At 63.5% G+C, this 18,555-nt stretch carries 17 protein-coding genes and 2 pseudogenes; 12 read left to right on the top strand and 7 right to left on the bottom strand.

The genetic code is table 11. The annotated features are described in order from the left end of the window. Positions 1-304 precede the first annotated feature (304 nt). Together AC3WLT_RS27460 and AC3WLT_RS27455 are read left to right on the top strand one after the other, a co-directional pair. Positions 305-1,039, top strand: a pseudogene (locus AC3WLT_RS27460) (caspase family protein); the annotation flags it as partial. Between the two features lie 33 nt (positions 1,040-1,072). Next, positions 1,073-2,275: a formylglycine-generating enzyme family protein gene (locus AC3WLT_RS27455; protein WP_492594840.1), complete on the top strand. Its 1,203-nt coding sequence runs from the start codon at positions 1,073-1,075 to the stop codon at positions 2,273-2,275. A gap of 31 nt (positions 2,276-2,306) precedes the next feature. Here the strand turns inward: AC3WLT_RS27455 and AC3WLT_RS27450 are convergent, their stop codons facing one another. Next, positions 2,307-4,481: a serine/threonine protein kinase gene (locus AC3WLT_RS27450; RefSeq protein WP_492594813.1), complete on the bottom strand. Its 2,175-nt coding sequence runs from the start codon at positions 4,479-4,481 to the stop codon at positions 2,307-2,309. 330 nt (positions 4,482-4,811) lie between these two features. Here AC3WLT_RS27450 and AC3WLT_RS27445 point away from each other — a divergent pair, with 330 nt between their 5' ends. From AC3WLT_RS27445 to AC3WLT_RS27410, 8 genes and pseudogenes are all read left to right on the top strand, one after another. Continuing rightward, positions 4,812-5,030, top strand: a complete 219-nt coding sequence (locus AC3WLT_RS27445) for a hypothetical protein (RefSeq protein WP_492594812.1) — start codon at positions 4,812-4,814, stop codon at positions 5,028-5,030. A 443-nt stretch (positions 5,031-5,473) separates the two neighbouring features. Continuing rightward, a complete protein-coding gene (locus AC3WLT_RS27440; protein ID WP_492594811.1) occupies positions 5,474-5,758 on the top strand; it encodes a DUF3303 domain-containing protein in 285 nt (94 codons plus the stop codon). Between the two features lie 38 nt (positions 5,759-5,796). Further along, positions 5,797-7,401 carry an MFS transporter gene (locus AC3WLT_RS27435; protein ID WP_492594810.1) on the top strand — a complete coding sequence of 535 codons (1,605 nt, stop codon included), beginning with the start codon at positions 5,797-5,799 and terminating at the stop codon, positions 7,399-7,401. A gap of 192 nt (positions 7,402-7,593) precedes the next feature. After that, a complete protein-coding gene (locus tag AC3WLT_RS27430; RefSeq protein ID WP_492594809.1) occupies positions 7,594-7,809 on the top strand; it encodes a hypothetical protein in 216 nt (71 codons plus the stop codon). 312 nt (positions 7,810-8,121) lie between these two features. Beyond that, a complete protein-coding gene (locus AC3WLT_RS27425) occupies positions 8,122-8,496 on the top strand; it encodes a hypothetical protein (protein WP_492594808.1) in 375 nt (124 codons plus the stop codon). 46 nt (positions 8,497-8,542) lie between these two features. Next, positions 8,543-8,701 (top strand): annotated as a pseudogene (locus AC3WLT_RS27420) (Lrp/AsnC ligand binding domain-containing protein); the annotation flags it as partial. A gap of 89 nt (positions 8,702-8,790) precedes the next feature. Next, entirely contained in the window at positions 8,791-9,450 is a 660-nt protein-coding gene (locus AC3WLT_RS27415; protein WP_492594807.1) for a nitroreductase family protein, read from the top strand. Between the two features lie 119 nt (positions 9,451-9,569). After that, positions 9,570-10,049 (top strand): hypothetical protein, encoded by a 480-nt coding sequence (locus AC3WLT_RS27410; RefSeq protein ID WP_492594806.1) that lies wholly within the window; start codon positions 9,570-9,572, stop codon positions 10,047-10,049. A 181-nt stretch (positions 10,050-10,230) separates the two neighbouring features. Here the strand turns inward: AC3WLT_RS27410 and AC3WLT_RS27405 are convergent, their stop codons facing one another. From AC3WLT_RS27405 to AC3WLT_RS27385, 5 genes are all read right to left on the bottom strand, one after another. After that, positions 10,231-10,929 (bottom strand): 4'-phosphopantetheinyl transferase family protein, encoded by a 699-nt coding sequence (locus AC3WLT_RS27405; RefSeq protein ID WP_492594839.1) that lies wholly within the window; start codon positions 10,927-10,929, stop codon positions 10,231-10,233. 80 nt (positions 10,930-11,009) lie between these two features. Next, positions 11,010-12,335, bottom strand: coding sequence for an MFS transporter (locus AC3WLT_RS27400; RefSeq protein WP_492594805.1), 1,326 nt, complete (start codon positions 12,333-12,335; stop codon positions 11,010-11,012). Positions 12,336-12,522: 187 nt separating this feature from the next. Then, complete coding sequence (locus AC3WLT_RS27395; RefSeq protein ID WP_492594804.1) at positions 12,523-12,759, bottom strand: DUF2783 domain-containing protein; 237 nt, start codon at positions 12,757-12,759, stop codon at positions 12,523-12,525. An 85-nt stretch (positions 12,760-12,844) separates the two neighbouring features. After that, complete coding sequence (locus AC3WLT_RS27390; RefSeq protein ID WP_492594803.1) at positions 12,845-14,581, bottom strand: FAD-dependent oxidoreductase; 1,737 nt, start codon at positions 14,579-14,581, stop codon at positions 12,845-12,847. A gap of 43 nt (positions 14,582-14,624) precedes the next feature. Beyond that, a complete protein-coding gene (locus tag AC3WLT_RS27385) occupies positions 14,625-15,584 on the bottom strand; it encodes an MBL fold metallo-hydrolase (RefSeq protein ID WP_492594802.1) in 960 nt (319 codons plus the stop codon). Between the two features lie 284 nt (positions 15,585-15,868). Here AC3WLT_RS27385 and AC3WLT_RS27380 point away from each other — a divergent pair, with 284 nt between their 5' ends. Further along, a complete protein-coding gene (locus AC3WLT_RS27380) occupies positions 15,869-16,738 on the top strand; it encodes an IclR family transcriptional regulator (RefSeq protein WP_492594801.1) in 870 nt (289 codons plus the stop codon). Further along, complete coding sequence (locus tag AC3WLT_RS27375) at positions 16,735-17,625, top strand: IclR family transcriptional regulator (RefSeq protein WP_492594800.1); 891 nt, start codon at positions 16,735-16,737, stop codon at positions 17,623-17,625. Before AC3WLT_RS27380 ends, AC3WLT_RS27375 begins: the two co-directional genes overlap by 4 nt. Positions 17,626-17,687: 62 nt before the next feature. On the opposite strand, the gene AC3WLT_RS27370 is transcribed toward AC3WLT_RS27375, so the two are convergent. Continuing rightward, positions 17,688-18,551, bottom strand: a complete 864-nt coding sequence (locus AC3WLT_RS27370) for a MurR/RpiR family transcriptional regulator (protein ID WP_492594799.1) — start codon at positions 18,549-18,551, stop codon at positions 17,688-17,690. Positions 18,552-18,555: the final 4 nt, after the last annotated feature.

Raw genomic sequence — 18,555 nt, 5'->3', positions numbered from 1 at the left:
GTTTTTTTGCGGGCGCACGCGTGGTCGGACGGCCGCGGCATGCAAAGGCCGCGCTGCGTTGTTACTTTGTGATTCAGCTTAGGACGTAACTTGCCAAAAAGAAACGCCACATTCGTTAACCGTATAACACGTTGACGGCAAGCGGACGGTTGTAGCGCGCGAACTGCGTGCTATCGTTGTTCATAGATTGTCTACGGATGGTCGATAGCGGCGTCGACGTGCCGCCCTATGCACTCCAACGGCCGCTGCGGGCGTCGCGGGCGTCGAATACCTATGTTCTGTCCGGAACAAACAGGATTTGAATATGTGGCGAATATTCCTGCTGGTGTGCATGGCCGGGGCAATTCAGGCGCATTGGGGTCATGCCTATGCCGCAGCGCAGCGCGGCGGCGGCGTAGACGCCGGCGTTGCAGCTGTGACCGCCGAACCGACAGACAACGTCAATCCCCGGCGCGTCGCGCTCGTGATCGGCAACGGCGCGTATGACCACGACACCGATCAGGTTCGTGAGAACGCGCCGCGCGATGCGCTGGCAATGCGTGACCAGCTGCGCGCCCACGGCTTCGACGTCATCGTGCGTATCGACGCGACTCCGCAGCAGATGCAGCAGGCCATCGCCGAATTCCGCCAACGTCTGCATGCGGGTGGCGTTGGGCTCTTCTATTTCGCTGGACATGGCATGCAAGTCGGCGAGCAGACGCTGCTGATTCCCGCCCGCACCGACACACGCTCACCGGCGCGGCTGATTGGCGAAGGCGTCGACTTGAGCAGCGTGTTGCAAGCGATGCGTGCGCCGCGTGCCGATCCGCTCAATCTCGTGATCCTCGATACGTGCCTGAACAATCCGTTCTCGGCTCCCGCAAAAATCGGTACACATGCGCTTCCCGGCAATACGCTAATCGCTTACGCAACAGCGCCGGGTGGCTTCGCGGCGGATGGCGTGCGTCATGGCGTCTATACGAGCACACTGTTGCGTGCCCTTGCCGACGCTCCGTCGCAAGATCTTCATGACCTGTTTCAACGGGTCGCCATACAGGTTCGCGAGAACACCGGCGGTAAGCAAACACCATGGATGACCTCGTCGCTTTCCAGGGCTTTTCACTTAAATATGCGTTCTTCCGATGTCGCGGCCGCGCAGCTCGCCGCCGCTACGCTCGTTGAACCGGTTGTCGTGCTGCACAGCCGCGGCATCCTGCCGAAGGACAGCAGCGAGCAATACGAAATCACCTTCTGGAATTCGATCAAGGACAGCAACTACCCGAGCGACTACGAGGCCTATCTGAAGGCCTATCCGAACGGCCGCTTTGCCACGCTCGCCCATGCGCGTATCGACCGGCTGCGCGCCGCCGCACCGTCGAGCGCGCCAGCGCCTGCACCACAAGCCGCGCGGCCGGCCGCGCCCGCCAGTGCAGCGCCGCAGGAACACCCGCGCGCGGCGGTCACGCCAACACCGGCAGCACCTGCTGCTACACCTTCAACCGCACCTTCAACCGCACCTTCAACCGCGCCTTCAACCGCGCCTTCAACCGCGCAAAAACCCTCAGCACGCCCGGCGAACGCCAACGAGACCCGGGATTGCACTACCTGCCCCGTCATGATCGCGGTACCGGCGGGCTCGTTCTCGATGGGCAGCAGCACCGACGACCCTTCCGAGAAACCCGTCCACCGCGTAACCATCGGCGCGCCATTCGCGATCGGCAAATACGACGTGACGGTCGAGCAATGGAACGCGTGCGCCGACGCCAACGCCTGTCAAAAGCTGACGCCCGAAACCAATTCCAACAGAAGCGCGCCGGCCCGCGACCTCAGCTGGGACGACGCGCAGCAGTACGTGAGATGGCTCAGCAAGGTGACCGGCAAAACATATCGTTTGCCCACCGAGGCGGAATGGGAATACGCGGACCGCGGCGGCACCACCACGCAATACTGGTGGGGCGACCCGATGCGCAAGGGCAACGCCAATTGCAAGGATTGCGGCGAGCCGTGGCACAAGGAAGGTCCTGAGAGCGTGGGTTCGTTCGCGCCGAATCCGCTCGGCCTGTACGACATGAACGGCAGCGTCTGGGAGTGGGTCGGCGATTGCTGGCACAACTCGTACCAGGGCGCGCCCACCGACGGCCGCGCGTGGGATACGCCAGGTTGCGAGATGCGCGTGATTCGCGGCGGCTCGTGGCGCGAAGGCGCGAACTACATGCTCAGCGCGACGCGCTTCAAATACAGTGCGGGCGTGCGCCAGTCGCAGGACGGCTTCAGGGTGGTCAAGGAACTCAAGTGATCCGGCTGCCGCAGATGATTTTGCGCATGCGTCAGGGCGCACGCGGCTTGGTCGTGATCTGCGCGAAATCGGCGACGATGTGATCTTGACCGTACTTGCCGGCGATTTGCGCGAGACGCGTATCGAGCGCACGCAGATAGTCGGCGTGTGCTTCGCTCTCCGGCCGCGGCTTGTCGAATAGCGGCACCGGCGTAATCAGCAACACCACCATTTCCGATCCGAACGGCTTCGAAATGATCCAGTCGCCCGCGCTGCCGATCGTGGCGGCGTAGCGCGGCGGCGCCTGATTGTCCTTCGCGCGCGGGCTCGGCACCATATGCACGACACTGCCGTCGAGCTGGTAGTAGTCGAGGTTGACGTACGAGTCGTAAGCGGGTGTCGTCACGTCGACCACGAGCGGATCGCCTTCGCTCAACTGGCCGCCAGGCGGGCGCACATGCAGCGCCGCGACGTGGCCGGCCTGCCAGTCGCGAACCCAGTACGGTGCTAGCGCTTTGATCGTGTCGCATTTGTCGTCGGCGAGCGGCTCGACTTCGAGCGCGAGCGTCTCCACGCCCGGCAGCGCGGTCAGCGTGTCCTTCAGACGCGCCGCACCGTAGCGTTGCGAGACGTAGCCGCGAACCGTCAATGAATGGTCGTGCGCCGAACCGGCCAGCGCGGAACACGGAACCTGCGCCAGCATCGGCATCACGACGGCCATCGTCAGCGCCGGCTTGGGCACGGGTAGCGGAGCTTGCGCGATGGGCGGCGCCGCGGGCGGCCCGGCAGTTGGCGGCGGTAGAGGCGTGCTCGCCACCGTCGCCGCGGACGCAGACGGCGGCGACGAACCTTCTGAACCTGCCGAACCCGCCGCCTGCTCCGCTACCGCCTGCGAAGCCGTCGTCACCGGCTGTGTTCCGCTCTGGCGATCCGGCGCCGACCGGAACGCAAACACGCCGACCACTGCCGCGCACAACACAGCCAAACCCGCGAGCGCCGCCTTCACCAACGTCCCCGACTTCTCGGCGCGCGCTTCGTTGTCGAACTCCGCGATGAAGCGCACCACGCTCGGCATGCGCGTCTTGCGATCGAACGAAAGCGCCGCGCGCAACGCGCGCCACTGTTTTACGTCGAGGTTGGCGGGCCGCTGCGGCTTGAAATCCGCGCTGCGCGCCTGGGTCGCCGACAGTCGATCGAAGGGGTGACGGCCGGTCAACAACTCGTAGGTGATGCAGCCAAGCGCATAGATGTCGTCGCGCGGGTCCGGTTCAAGATGTTCCAGCATTTCCGCACTTGCATACGCGGGCGTCAACGCGCCGAGGCTGCCGGGATCGAACACCGTTGCGTCGCTCTCCTCCTCCGGCCGCTGGAATACGCGCGCAATGCCGAAGTCGATCACCTTCACTTCGGCGCTGGTCGTCAGGAATACGTTGGCGGGTTTGAAGTCGCAATGCACGAAGCCGCGTTCGTGCGCGTAGGCGAGCGCGCTGCACATGCCGCGCACGATCGGCAGCGCGGCGCGCACCGGCATGCCTTTGTAGCCGGGCGTGCGCAACAACTGACTCAACGGCTTGCCGGTCAGATACTCCATCGTCAGGTAGACGATCGGCCCATCGCGGTCGAAGTCGTACACCGTGATGATGTTGCGATGCGCCAGCACCTGCGCCTTGCGCGCCTCGCGTTGCAATGCGACGAGCGAATTCGGGTTGCCGCGGAACTGAAGGTTGAGCACCTTGATCGCGAGATACGGTTTGCGATCCGAGGCTTCGAGCTTGCGCAGATCGAGCGCCTTGTACACCGTGCCCATTCCGCCGACGCCCAGACATTCCTCGAGAACGAAGCGGTTGTTCAGCGTGTCGCCGGTGCCTTTGACCTGATCGTGCCCCGGTGGGTTTATCCCACCTGCGGAGCTTGAGGCGCTCGACGAGTTCGAGGCGCTTGCGGAACTCGCGGACGGCACCGATGGAATCTCGATCGTCGTCTGCACGCCGGTTTCCTCGCCGCCGGCCGCCACGTTCGAGACGCGCAACTGTTCGATCCGCCGCCGCACTTCCGCGTACAGATCGTCGGGCAGCGGGGTCTGGCGTTGGGCCGCGCCGAGCATCTCCAGCAGCTGCGCCGGACCGAGCCCTTCGGTCGTCAACGTGCTGTCGAGCTGAGCGACGAACTCGTCGCGTGACAGCTCGCCGCTCTGAAAGTCGCGAATCACATGCGCAAGGCTAGCCATTTTTGCGAAGCGCCGCCGCTGCCGTTGGACCGGATCGCATACGAGCGAAACCAGTCGGGCTGATAAAAAACCTGTCGTAACCAGTTACATGTGCCGCTTCGATACTAGCCCCGGACCCATGCTTTCGCAAACCAGGATTGCCCCGCTGCGGGAGCGCCGTGCCGATCCGCCGTACCGATCACTTGTACTCGATAGGCGGGCCGCAAGCAGATTTCCTATACTGATAGGACGAGGAGACCTCAGCACACTTTAACGACTCAAACCGGGCGGCAGCCGAACCGTCGCACCAACGAAGCGGACTGCCGACTCGCCTATTTATCTGGAGCCCTCATGGCAAAAGTCGTCATCAAAGACCTCACTGACAGTGTCGAACTTGACCGCCAGGCCATGGCCGCGATTATCGGCGGAGCGCGGATCGGTGCACGCTGGAGTTTTGCCGCGCAGCCGGCGCCGGGTTCGCCGCGCGTCGTCGAGTATCCACCGGGTTTTCCCGCAGCGTACCAGGCAATCGCCGACACGGCCGCGCCGCGCAAGTTGTCGCGCGGGTAGACTCCGGTTCGGACTTTCGCAGTAACGGCACGCGCTCGATGCGCGTGCCGTTTTGCGTATGTGCCCCTCGCGTTTTTTCTTCCGGTTGCAGGTTACACACCGACGGGGTCGCGAGTACCGCCATGAAATCCGTCGTCCTTCCCCTGTAGGACGCGCGAGATGCCCGTAATTGGAAACCATGCGCCCTCCACGCTTTGGCCGCGTAGGGCGCATTGTTCAATAGGCCTATTGAATGTCCGTATGCGGCGACGATAGCCCTCGCATCGTCAACTATGATGGTTAAGACGCCACGTGGTCTTATGCCGCTCGCGAACAGCGCATGTTCGAGCGGCATGCTGGCGTGGAAGTGTCGCGACACACGTCATACATGAGCGCCACGCGACGCTCGCGACGATGGCAGCCCGCCACGAGCCGGCATCGCCAATTCAAATTGGAGATCCGCAATGAAATTCATCGTGCAGTGGGTTGGGCAGCCGTCTGCCGAACAATCCGTGATCGAGCGCTTCATGAAAACCGGCGGCAAGGCACCGGAGGGCGTCGAATTGCTCGGACGCTGGCACGCGGTCGGCGGCTTGCATGGCGTCGCAATTGTCGAAGCGGACGATACGCGTGGGCTTTCGGCGCTGGCGCTCGAATGGGGCGACCTGTTGTCGTTGTCCGTCTCGCCGGCCATGACGGATGAAGATCTGGGTGCCGCATTGGCCGCGCACCAGGCGGCACACAAGTAAACCCACCGCGCCCGCTGTTACTTTCCGTGGAGCACACCATGACTCCCGGTCAAGCCGCGCCACGTCCCAACGGACAACTACTGCCGTTTCGCGAATCGGTGCTGGCGATGCTCGGCATTGCGTTCGTCGCGATGCTGGTGGCGCTGGACCAGACCATCGTCGGCACCGCGTTACCGCGCATCGTCGCCGATCTGAAGGGCTTCGATCTGTACGCGTGGGTCGCGACGTCGTACATGCTCGCATCGGTGATCACCATTCCGATCTTCGGGCGGCTCGGCGACCTGTTCGGCCGCAAGCCGTTTCTGGTCGCCGCCATCGTGTTGTTCACCTGTGCGTCGGTATTGTGCGGCGTCGCCTCGAGCATGTTGCTCCTTGTGATCGCGCGTGGCGTGCAAGGCATCGGCGGCGGCATTCTGATCGGCACCGTGTTCGCCACCGTCGCCGATCTGTTCCCCAATCCGAAGCTGCGGCTGCGCTGGCTCGTGTTCGTCACGTCGGCGTTCGGCATCGCCAATATGGTCGGCCCGACGCTCGGCGGATTGCTGACGCAATATGGCGGCTGGCGGCTGGTGTTCTTCGTCAACGTGCCGGTCGGACTGGTCTCGCTGCTGTTCGTGCTGCGCTTTCTGCCGCCGCTGCGTCATTTGCGGCATAGCGGCCGTGTGCGGCTCGACTGGCTCGGCGCGTTCGTCGTCGCTGTCACGTTCGGTTCGCTGCAATTGCTGATCGAGTTGTTTCCGAGGCAAGGCTTCAGCACGATGACGGTCGTGCTGGGCACTGTGACGGCGAGCTGCGCGCTGATACTCTGGTTGTGGGAGCGACGCATTGGCTACCCGATCATTCCGGTGGACATGCTGATGGATCGCAAGCTCTCCCCGCTCTTCGCGATGTCTGTGCTCGGTGGTTTTGCGCTGTTTTCGCTGGTGTTTTATGTGCCGTTGCTGTTTCAGGGCGGCTACGCGATGTCCGCGCACGACTCGGGCATGCTGATCACGCCGCTGCTGCTCGGCACCACTGTGGGAAGCGTGGTGAACAATCGTATCGTCACACGAATTCGCCGCGCGAACGCGATCATGTATGCGGGTTTTGCGCTGTCCGCGCTTGCGTGTCTGAGCGTGGTCGCACTGCGGGGCACGGAGCCGCATCTGGTATGGATGTCGTGCATGGGCCTGAGCGGACTCGGGCTCGGACTGGTGGCGACCAGTTTGACGATCTGTTCGCAACAAATCGTCGCGCGGGACCATCTCGGCGCCGCCACCGCACTGCTGCAATCGCTGCGCACGTTCGGCGGCATGCTCGGCACCGTGATGACGGGCGCATTGCTCTACACGCGCGGCGTGCACCGGTCGCTGGATTCGTATCAGGCTACGCAGTGGTTCAAGTCGTTCGCGAGTCCGGAGCTGCTGGTGGACCGCGCGGAACAGGCGGCCTTGATCAATCGGCTGGTGAGCGCCGGCCATGCCGGCGACGCGATGATGAATTCCGCGCGCGATGCGCTGGTGCAGTCGATCCATATCGGCATTCTGGTGGCGGGCGCGGCTGCGCTAATCGGTTTGTGCCTCGCGTGGTTCGTGCCGCCTGTGCGGATCACTTATCTGGAAGTTGAGCTGATGACGGGCGGGCAGGCGGAAGCGGATGCTTAAGAGGCAAGGTGAAGGTTTGACGCTCTGAACCGCGAATAATAGTCAGAGACCTTGACCGGTGGATTTTGAGTTTCTACTATGTCGGGTCGCGGCTTGCGGGCGCTACTCGAGCGCATACGTTTTCAGCCTAAGCGAGCCATATGACAAGGGCCAAAACTAAACAACGAGGTCTTCGGGGTTGTGGGCATGACAATGGATGAAGACATCGCGCACGTAGCGCGTGTGATGGTGCCGTCGCTGAGCGCGTTTCGCGGTGAGCCTGTGCTGCCGCCGGCCTATTGGCGTAGACGGCTTGAACAGATTCTGGATGTTTTCCACCTGTCCGATTCGCAGATTTCCACGATTGGGAGACTGCTCAGGGAGTTGGATCGGTTTGAGGCGGAGAGGAGCCTGCAGAGCGACGGCTAAGGTGCGGCTTCGTGGGATGCCTCCCGTCAGCGAGCGCCATTTGCTACCGGAAATCGAGCTCACGTTACGTAACGCTGCGCGTAACGACGACGACGACGTTGCCTGCTGCGTCACACCGTGCGCCATCGGCTAAGGCACATACACGTCGGACGAGTCCTGCCAGGCAAATTTCGCCCTCCCATAACGGGTATTAGCCTGGACCGGACCTGACAGGTAGTCGAGGAATCGAAGCCAAAGACTAGACTGACGGTTCCGCGCGAATGCCAGATACGTACGCGCTCGCGCATGCCGCGTCCGAGCAAGGAGGGACCGATGGCAAGCAACGAATACACGCTGTCGCATCAGGACGTGGTGAAGGCGGTGATCATTCATCAGGGCATTCACGAAGGTTTCTGGACGCTGAACATCAATTTCAACGTCGCCGCCGCGCACGGTCCGCAGGTTCCGGATCCTTGTCTCGCGGTCACGATCAAAGGCATCGGCATCATGCGCGCATCAGCCACCGATCCGTTCGCAATCGATGCCGCTGTGATCAATCCAGCAACACCCCCGTCCGACAAAGGCGCAGTGAAAATAACGGCTGCCGTCACCGGCACACACGACAACACCAGCATGCAATTCTGCCGCGACGTCTATCGCAATGTCGCCGTACAAAGCGCGGTCAAAACGTCCACCAAAACATCCTGAGCAACCTAAAGGCCGTCTGCACGCAGGCAGTCGGGCCACGCAGGCAGCTAACGACTACGACTATCTGGTCAAGGTGGCGGTAGACGGCACCGCCGGCTACGAGCGGTTTCTGCGCGAGAAACTCTACAAGATCGCCGGCATCCGCCACAGCCGCTCGATGTTCGCACTGCGCTGCATGAAGAGCATTCCTTCCGTGCAGGTGTAACGCATCGCGCCATCGTCTAAATGAGAATCATTTGCATTTAACGATGATTTCGATCATGATGGAGTCCGTGCTACCCGCCGAATGAAATCATGATCACGCCAGACGCCTGCTGTCCCGAAACCGAAGCTGAAATCGACACGCTGCCGGACGCCGCCACCACGCCGAACGCGAAGGCGGTGCTCGAAGTGCTGCTGTCGCGCCAGTCTCACTGGCCGCTCATCGAGCCGGGTCCTGCCGACGCCGAGCTCAATCTGATCTTCGACACGGCATTGCGCGCGCCGGACCACGGAAATCTGCGGCCGTGGCGCTTCGTCACGATCCGCGGCGACGCGCGCGGCCGGCTCGGCGACGTGCTGGTCGACCTGGCGTGCGCCCGCTCGCCCGGCGAGCCGCGTTCGGCGCATGCGCATCGGCGGCAAAAGGCCTATGCGGCGCCGCTGATCATCGCGCTCGGCGCCGCGCTCTCGGCTCATCCGAAGGTGCCCGAGAGCGAACAATTGCTGGCGGTCGGCGCGGCCACGATGAACATGCTGAACGCGATTCATGCGCTCGGTTACGGCGGTTTCTGGTCCACCGGCGCGGACAGTGACGAAGCGCAACTGCATGACGCTCTGGGCTTCGCGCCGAACGAGCGGCTGCTCGGCTTCCTCTTTGTCGGCACGCCGAAAACGCCCGGGCAGACAACGGCGCGTCCGCCGCGCAGCGAACACGTGCGCGAATGGCGTCCGCTTCAGCCGGCACGAACCTGACGCAAGCAAGCATTGCGTCATCGCCCATCCGTCGCCTGCGAACAGCGCTGGCCTGCGACGCGGCATTCCTCCGATCAGGCCGGCGCGACTCATTGGACCGTGTCCATTCAGGAGCATCGATGAACTTCCGCTCTCAATACAGCAGCCGTCCCGAACTGATCGACGATCATTCCATCGACACCACCGACGCGCCCGACCGCACGGTCCTGAGCGCCGTGCGCACGTGGCTGCGCCCGGCTTGCGAAACGGTGCGCAGCGGCATGAACTGGCGCGACATCCTGACCGGTGTGGGCTTGCGGCAAGACGGCATTGAACACTTCGATCTGCTGATGCGTTCGCTGATGCACGTGTCCTACCGTCCGCTCGACATGCGGTGCCGCTGCGCCAGCGATCTCGGCAAAGACGAAGCCGTGATTCTGCAAACCATCGCGCTGCTGCAACGAACCCATAGCGGCGCCGCGTTACGCATGCTGACCGAATGGCTGCCCGCGCCGGCCGTCAGCGGCGTGCTGAAGCTGATCCGCTGGTTCGCCATCGATCTGCTCGACGCCGGTCTCGAACTCGACGTGCAAGCTCGCCGCGTCACGTATATGCATTGAGGGGCCAGGCCCATGCCGTTGGAACTGGAATTGGCTTCGCCCGCCTCGCCGCGTCTGCGCGACAACCTCGACTCGCGCGGCGGTTGCGCTCGCGCAGCCGGTCACGCAGGTGCCAGCGTTTGGCTGGCCGAAGGCGCTGACTTTTGGCGCAGTCGCGTAGGTACGTGCGCGTCGGCCCGTTCTATTCCGCGAACGTTGAAACCGACCACGCCACACATGCGGCATAAGCATCGGGCGCCTCGATCCAGCGCGCCGAGATATCGCGCATGTCGTCCGGAACGTGATTGCGCAAAGTCACCCATGCGCTGTCGCGCGGCAACACAGTCAGATGCTGCAAACCGCGCGTGATGCCCACGCCGGTTGTTTTGACGAGTGCCTCTTTAGCGACCCATGCATCGTAAAACGCGGCGATCTGCTGCGCGGCGTCGAGGTGCTCGATCCACGCCGCTTCGCTTTCATCGAGCGTCAACGATTCGATCGAACGCCAATCGAATTTATCGCTGTGCTGTTCGATATCGACTCCGACACGCCGGCAAGGCGACATCGCGATGAGCCCATGCGCGCCCGCATGCGATACGTTGAAATCGATCGCATCGGAATCGGCGGCATGGGGACGGCGATTGGCATCGAGCGTGAAACGGATGGCGTGCGCCGCAATGCCGAGATGCCCTGCCAGTTGCGCACGTAGCGCCACGCGCACCGTCGCGAATCGAAGCGCGTCCTCATGGCGGCGAAAGGCGCGGGCTCGCGCGCGCTCGTCATCGCTGAGCGGCGCGAAGGCGGCGTCATCCAGTGACGCATCGAAAACGAAATCAACCCGCCACAACGAAACGTCGGGCGGGCCTTCATGCGTTAAGGGAACGGGTTCGACGGAATACATCGCAGGGTTGGGGCTCAAAAGCGAGGTCGCAAGACAATACCGCGACTGTACCCGATCCGACCTCCGGGCCCGTTCGATCTTCAGACGCGCCGGGTTTCCCTGGGCACGCCGAGCAGCAACGCCGCACCGCTGACGAACAACAGCGCGGTCAGCAGATACAGCGCGTTGTCCATGCTGCCGGTATGCGTCTTGATCTGGCCGATCACCCAGGGGCTGACGATTCCGCTCGTGATCCCGATGCTGCTGATCAGCGCAATCCCGGCCGCCGCGGCAGCACCCGACAGATAGCCCGACGGCACGGTCCAGAAGATCGGCAACGCGGCGAAGATCAGCACGGCGGCCAGCGAAAGGATCGCGAGCATCGCCGGGAAACTGCTCAGATGCAGTGTCAATAGCGACAGCGCGATACCGCCACCGATCGTGCAAACCGCAAAATGCCGGCGGCGCTCGCCGCATCGATCCGAGTGGCGCGCAATCAGAATCAGGCCCACCGCGCCGACGGCATTCGGAATCACCGTATAAAGACTGATCGCCAGCACGTCGTGAATGCCGAAGTCGCGAATCATCAGCGGCATCCAGAAGTTCAACGTCAGCGATGCGCAGGTCAGCGAGAAATAGATGAACGCGAACAGATAGACCCGCGGATTGCGCAGCGCCTGCATGAAAGAGCGCGACGCATGCGCATCCCCCGACGGCCGGTCCTCATCGCGTTGCGCGATCAGATGCGCTTGCTCGGCAGCATTGAGCCACTTTGCATGCTGGGGCCCGTCGACCAGATAGAACGCGGCGAGCAAGCCGAGCACGATGGCCGGTGCGCCTTCGATCACGAACATCCACTGCCAGCCGAACATGCCCATCACGCCGCCCATGTCGCGCATGATCCAGCCGGACACGAGACCGCCGAGCACACCTGCCACCGCAACGCCGGCAAAGAAAATCGACAGCACGGCTGCACGCCGCCGCGCCGGATACCAGTAAGTCAGATACAGCACGATGCCGGGAAAGAAACCTGCTTCGAACACGCCGAGCATGAAGCGCAGCGCATAGAAGTGCGTCGGCTTCGACACCAGCATCATGCCGACCGATGCCATGCCCCACAGCAGCATGATCCGCGTGAAGGTGCGGCGCGCGCCGAAGCGCGCGAGCAACATATTGCTCGGCACTTCGCACAGCACGTAGCCGATGTAGAAGACCGCCGCGCCGAGACCGTACATCGCGTCGCTGAAACCGAGGTCGTGCTTCATCTGCAACTGCGCGAAGCCGATATTGATGCGGTCGAGAAACGACACGACATAACACAGGAATAGAAACGGAATGATCCGCAGCGAGACCTTGCGATACAGCAGGTCGTCGTGCGCGGCAGCGGATGCGCCCGGCTCGAGCGCGCGGACAAAAGATTGGCTCATCGGTCTTCTCCAAACGTGAGGGTCCAACGGACCCGATGGGTCCGGCGTCTTGATGCGCCGCGTTTTTGTTTGCTGCTGGAACGGTACGCGGCGGCGTTGATACGCCGCGTACCGTAGTCTTGATGGATTGCAGGTGACTCGAACCATCACCTGCGTACCGGGATTTCGTGTCGCTTGCGCCGCCGGCTCAGGCGGCCAGCGGATGCGTCTCGCCGCCTCGAAGCGGGGCATCGGCCGCGCCTTCGCGCGCGTATTGCATGGCTTCGAGCAGCGTCGCGTGATCGCCGATATGGTTGGCGAGCAGCAGAATCAGTTGCGCATTGGCCGACTGGCTCTGCGCATTGCTCAGATCGCGATGCATGTCGATCAGCGCCTCGTAGAAATCGTCGGGGCGGGCGAGATTGGGTTGCGTGTTCAACGTCATGACTGTCTCCTGCTATTTTTAGCTGATGCGCTGCGTGTGCTCTGCATGTGCTTTGCGTCTGCGCTGCGCCTGCCCTACTGTGCGTTCAGGCCGTACCTTCGACGCACAACGCGCGCTTCAACGCACTTTCCACAGCGCTCACGTCGAATTGCCGCCACCGCGCACAGACATGCTGGTCCGGACGAATCAGATAGAACGTGCCGGGCGTCGCGTCGTAGCGTGCGGTTGCAAGACCTTCGACGTCGCGCACGACGTTCGCGCCCGCGGCCACGACATCCTGAGCATCGCCGCTCGTCACCACGACAAGATTCAGCGGAATCGAACCGGCACGCAATGTTGCCAACCCAGCCTGCGTCGCGGAATCCACACCTTGCGAGCCGCAGAACAACACGCCGGTAAAGCGCTGGCCGAGTTGCCGCAACAGCCATGCCGGCTGCCCGGCCACCTGCACCGGCGCATCGACACATGACGCACCAGGCACCATCAGGCCTTCGAAGCTGTCGCTGTCCGCTGTATTCAGCGGGGAATCGCGCAGTACCGCCGGTACCGAGAGCCGGCCGCTATTGGTCAACTGCCGTGCAAACGCGTGCTTGCGTGAGAGCTTCAGCACGGCGTCGCGAAACACGCGGCTCACGGGGCTCTTCGGCGTGATGAAGTCGGTCGAGCGCGTGGAGTTGCGAATGTTTTCGTCGGCGGCGAATTCGCGCTCGCTGGCGTAGGTGTCGAGCAATGCGTCGGACGCTTTGCCTTCGAGCACCATCGCCAGTTTCCATGCGAGGTTTTCGGCGTCCTGCACGCCGCTGTTCGCGCCGCGCGCGCCGAACGGCGACACGCCATGCGCCGAATCGCCCGCGAACAGCACATTGCCGTGCCGGAAGCGTTCCATCCGCAAACACGAAAACGTATAGACGCTGACCCATTCCAGTTCGAATTTCGCGTCAGGTCCAAGCAAAGCGCGCACGCGCGGAATCACGCGCTCCGGTGTTTTTTCCAGCACAGGGTCGGCGTCCCAGCCGAGCTGGAAATCGATCCGCCACACGTTATCCGGCTGCCGATGCAACAGCACCGATTGATTCGGGTGGAACGGCGGATCGAACCAGAACCAGCGCTCGGTCGGGAAGTCCGCTTCCATTTTCACGTCGGCGATCAGGAAGCGGTCTTTGAACGTGACGCCCTTGCTGTCGAGTCCCATCAGATTGCGAATCGGACTGCGCGAGCCGTCGGCGGCCACCACGTAACGGCCGCGCAACGCGTACTGACCATTGGGCGTATCGACGCTCAGCGTCACACTGGCATCGCACGTGCCCGGCGTGCCGTACTGCTGCACGCCGACCACTTTGCTCTTCCAGCGGATCTCGAGATTGGGCATCTCCTGCGCGCGTTCGAGCAGGAAACCTTCGACGTAGTACTGCTGAAGGTTGATGAACGCGGGCCGGTGATGGCCCGCTTCCGGCTGCAGATTGAACGTGTACACCAGTTCATCTTTCAGGAACACCTTGCCGACATTCCAGCTGATGCCCTTGTCCACCATCCGCTGCCCACAGCCGAGCCGGTCGAAGATATCGAGCGAGCGCTTCGAAAAGCAGATCGCCCGCGAACCGGTCGACAACGAACAGTCGTCGTCGACCAGCACGACCGGCACGCCCTGCTGCGCGATATCGATCGCCGTGGCGAGGCCCACCGGGCCCGCGCCGACCACGATCACGGGATAGGCCGCCCGCTCCGCGCCGCCTTGTGCCCCTTGTGCCTCTTGTGCGCCAGGTTCGCTCTGTTCACGGCACGGCTTATATTCGAACGACAGCGTCTGGTAGTTGATGCTCATCTTGTGTCTCCGTCCATCTCTGCTCTGCGGTGCGCTTTCTTTATCAGGCTTGCAGCGCGTCCCACATTTCCTTGTCGCGCTGCGCGGTCCAGATGCGCGGGTGCGTGATGCCGCTCGCTTCGTCGTAGGCACGCGAAACGTCGAACGGCAGGCAGTGCTCATAGATGAACACGTTGCCGAACTTCGGGTCCATCGCCTTGCGCGTGTGCGCCATCGCGGCCTTCAGGTCGAGCTTCTGTTCGACGGCTTCGCGGCCCTGTTGCAATAGCGTGGTGACGAAGTCCTTCGTGTAGTCGAGACCCTTGTCGACCCCTTCCGGCGTGGTCAATGCAGGACCGCGCCCCGGCACGAGCTTCCCGGCGTTCAGCGCGCGCAGCGCTTCGAGCGTGGCCGGCCATTGTTCGAGCTGCGCATCGCCGCAATAACAGGCCGCGTCGTATTCGACCAGGTCGCCGGAGAACAGCACCTTCTGCGACGGCAGCCACACCACCGTGTCGCCCTTCGTGTGGCCCGCGCCCAGATGAGCGATGCGCACTTCGAGCTTGCCGAGGAACAGCGTCATTTCCTTTTCGAACACGAGCGTCGGCCACGTCAGGCCCGGCACCGTTTCGACGCCGGCAAAGAGCCGCGGGAAGCGTTCGATTTCCGACTTCATGTCCGCTTCACCGCGCTCGACGATCATCTCGTACGTGCCGCGGCTCGCGATCACTTCTTGCGCGCCTTCTTCGAAATACGCCGAGGCGCCGAGCACACGCACCGCGTGGTAATGCGACAGCACGACGTATTTGATCGGCTTGTCGGTCACGCTGCGAATCTTCGCGATGAGGTCTTGCGCCATGGCCGGCGTGGCGGTGGTGTCGACGATCAGCACGCCGTCGTCGCCGATGATCACGCCCGAGTTCGGATCGCCTTCAGCGGTGTACGCGTAGGCGTTCTCGGACAACTGCGTCCACGTGACTTTCTTGACTTCCAGGTCGGCCTGGGATGCGAATGCCTTTGCCATGCTTGTCTCCCTCAAAAGTTGGACGTGAGGCGAGACGGCCGGCTGCGTGGCGTGCCGTTTGCCGCGCAGGCTGACTGTATTGGAGGATTGTCTCGCCCCGTTTTGACTCTGTGACTGCACCGGTATGTCGGGGTGAATGCATGTTATGGCCGCCTCAGATTATTTGTCAATAGCGAAATGTATCGTTATACGCAAATTTCAAAGCGCCTAAGATAAGAACAAGAAGGTGCGGGCCTTCGGGAGTCTTCCTTTAACATGGACCCTTTTTACGGACGAGCGCGGGTGTGAGCAAAGCAGCGAAATCGGGCGCGGGCAAAGGCGGACGCCAGCATCAAGGCGGCGGCGAACCAGCCGACAGCGGCAAGACCCAGCGCGGTATCCAGAGCGTCGAAGTGGGCGGCCGCGTGCTGCTGGCGCTCGCACAGGCACGCAGTCCGCTCGCGCTGTCCGATCTCGCCGCCAGCGCGCAGCTTGCGCCTGGGCAAGCGCACGCTTATCTGGTGAGCCTGGGCCGCCTGGGGCTGATCAAACGCGACGAGCTTTCGGGCCGTTACGAACCCGGCCCGCTGGCGCTGCGGCTCGGCTTGCTGCATCTGGAAAACCAGCCGGCGTTCCGCGCCGCTGTACCGCGCGTGGCGGCGTTGGCCGAAGCGATCGGCTTTAGCGTCGCGATTTGCATTGCTGGTCCGCAAGGGCCGACCATCGTGAGATACGAGCATGCGGGCTTTCCGTTGCACGTGAATCTGCACGTGGGTACGGTGATGTCGTTGCCGGCGACTTCCACCGGACGTGTGTTTCGCGCTTATCTGCCGCGCGCCACGCTCGACGGCATGTGGGCGAACCAGTCCGGCGCCGCCGATAACCCGATGACGCCGGCCGGCGAGCACGCAGCGTTCGAAGCGGCGCTCGCCGAGATTCGCGCACGCGGGCTTGCGTGCAGCGTCGATGTGCCGAGCCCGGGAATCAGCAGCCTGAGCGCGCCGGTGATCGATGGCGACGGCCGCTTATGCCTCGCGCTGACGGTAATCGGCTCGACCGGCGCGATGGACGTGGCCGCCGACGGCCCGACCGCTCAAGCGCTCCTCGCCACGGCTCGGGACATCGGCGCCGAACTTGCGGCGACGCCTTCCCTGCTTGCTTCTTCCACATCGTGACCGACTCTCCCGACACTTCGCCTAATAGCGCCGCCGATGCGAAACCGCAGCGCGGTATCCAGTCGCTCGACAGCACCGGCGAATTGCTTGCCGCGCTGGTCGCGGCGGCGCGGCCGCTGACTTTGCGCGACCTTGCCGCCGCCGCGGGCATGCCGCCGGCCAAGGCGTTTCCGCATCTCGTGAGCCTGCTGAAGATCGGTTTGCTCAATCGTGACGCCGCGGGTTGTTTCGAAGCCGGTCCGCTTGCGCTGGAGCTCGGCTTGATCGGCTTGCAACGTCTTTCGCCGACCCGCGAAGCCGAACCGGAAGTAGTCGAACTGGCTGCATCGACGGGAATGAGCGTCGCGATGGCGGTGCTCGGGCCGCTCGGGCCGACCGTCGTGCGACTGGAGGAATCCGCGCGGCCGCTGCATGTGAGCTTGCGGGTCGGCACGGTGATGTCGCTGGTGAACACGGCAATTGGCCGCGTGTTCGCCGCTTACGTCGCGGACGAGGTGCGCAATGGCTTGCTCGCGCAGGATCATCTGCGGCTGGCGGGTGCGGACAGAGCGGATATCTTCGCGACGGCGGCGACGGCGGCAACGACGACCACGGCGAGCGCTAAAAAAGCGGCGCCGGCGCAAGTGGCCAAACACTACGCGCAACGGCTCGCACAGATTCGCGCGGACGGCATCGATACCGCGCTGAGCCGCCCCGTGCCGGGCATCAACACGCTGGCCGCGCCCGTGCTGGACCACACCGGCAGCATCTGTCTGGTGCTCGCGCTGATGGGGCCGACCGGCAGCTTCGACAGCGAACCGGCGGGCGATCCGGCGCGCACGTTAAAGGCCGCGACGCTGCGGTTGTCGCGGCGGTTTGGGTGGATCGAGGCGGCGGCCGAGGGCTGAAGAGGGAGCCAACACCCGCGACAACGAGCAGCGCAAAATCACTGTGCGATTCACGCCGAGGGTTAGTCCCCCGCCGCCTCCGGCTCATGCGACGACAACCGCGCCTTCGCATGCCGCATCTTTTCGAGCGTCTTCGGACCGAGCTTAAGCGCAACGCCGATTGCCAGCGCATCCATGATGCACAGATGCACGAGCCGCGACACGCCTGGCGTATTCGGATCGATCGGGCTCGGCACGCGCAGCAGCAGCGGAATATCCACCAGCCACGCAAGCCGCGAGCCGACGTTAGTCAGCGCAATCGTGGTCGCGCCGCGCTCCTTGGCGATCTGGATGCTTTCGTTCACTTCAACGCTGCGCCCCGCATGCGAAATCGCGAAAGCGACGTCGCCCGGCTCCATCAGCCCGGCATAGAGACGTTGCAGATGACCGTCGGTGAACGCGCTCGCGGCGATATCGAGGCGCAAGAACCGCAGCGCCGCATCTTGCGCGACGAGCCCCGACCCCGAACCGACGCCGAAGAAGAACACCCGCCGCGCGCTCGCCAACGCCGCAATCGCGCTTTCGACCACTGCGGGATCGAGGGCGCCGCGCGCATGCGTGATGCCGTCGACGGCCGCTTCGCCGACCTTGTCCATCAGCGTCTGCACATCGTCGCCGCGCGCCACCGCAGTCGACGCGTACGGCAAGCCGCCCGCCACGCTCTGCGCCAGTTGCATCTTGAAGTCGCGCAGACCATGCGCGCCGATCGCGCGGCAAAAGCGCGTGACGGAAGGCTCGGAGACATCCGCGCGCTGCGCAAGCTCGGTGATGCTCGCACGCATGGCGAAGTCGACGTCGCTCAGCACCATGTCGGCGACCTTGCGCTCGGCGGGCCGCAAATTGGCCAGTGCGCTGCGGATGTGGGGAATCAAGTTCGGTGCGGACACCCAG

This window comes from Paraburkholderia sp. FW306-2-2C-D06C, assembly GCF_058781505.1.
The sequence above is the reverse complement of the archived record's forward strand: the minus strand, read 5'-3'. Positions and strand labels throughout refer to the sequence as shown.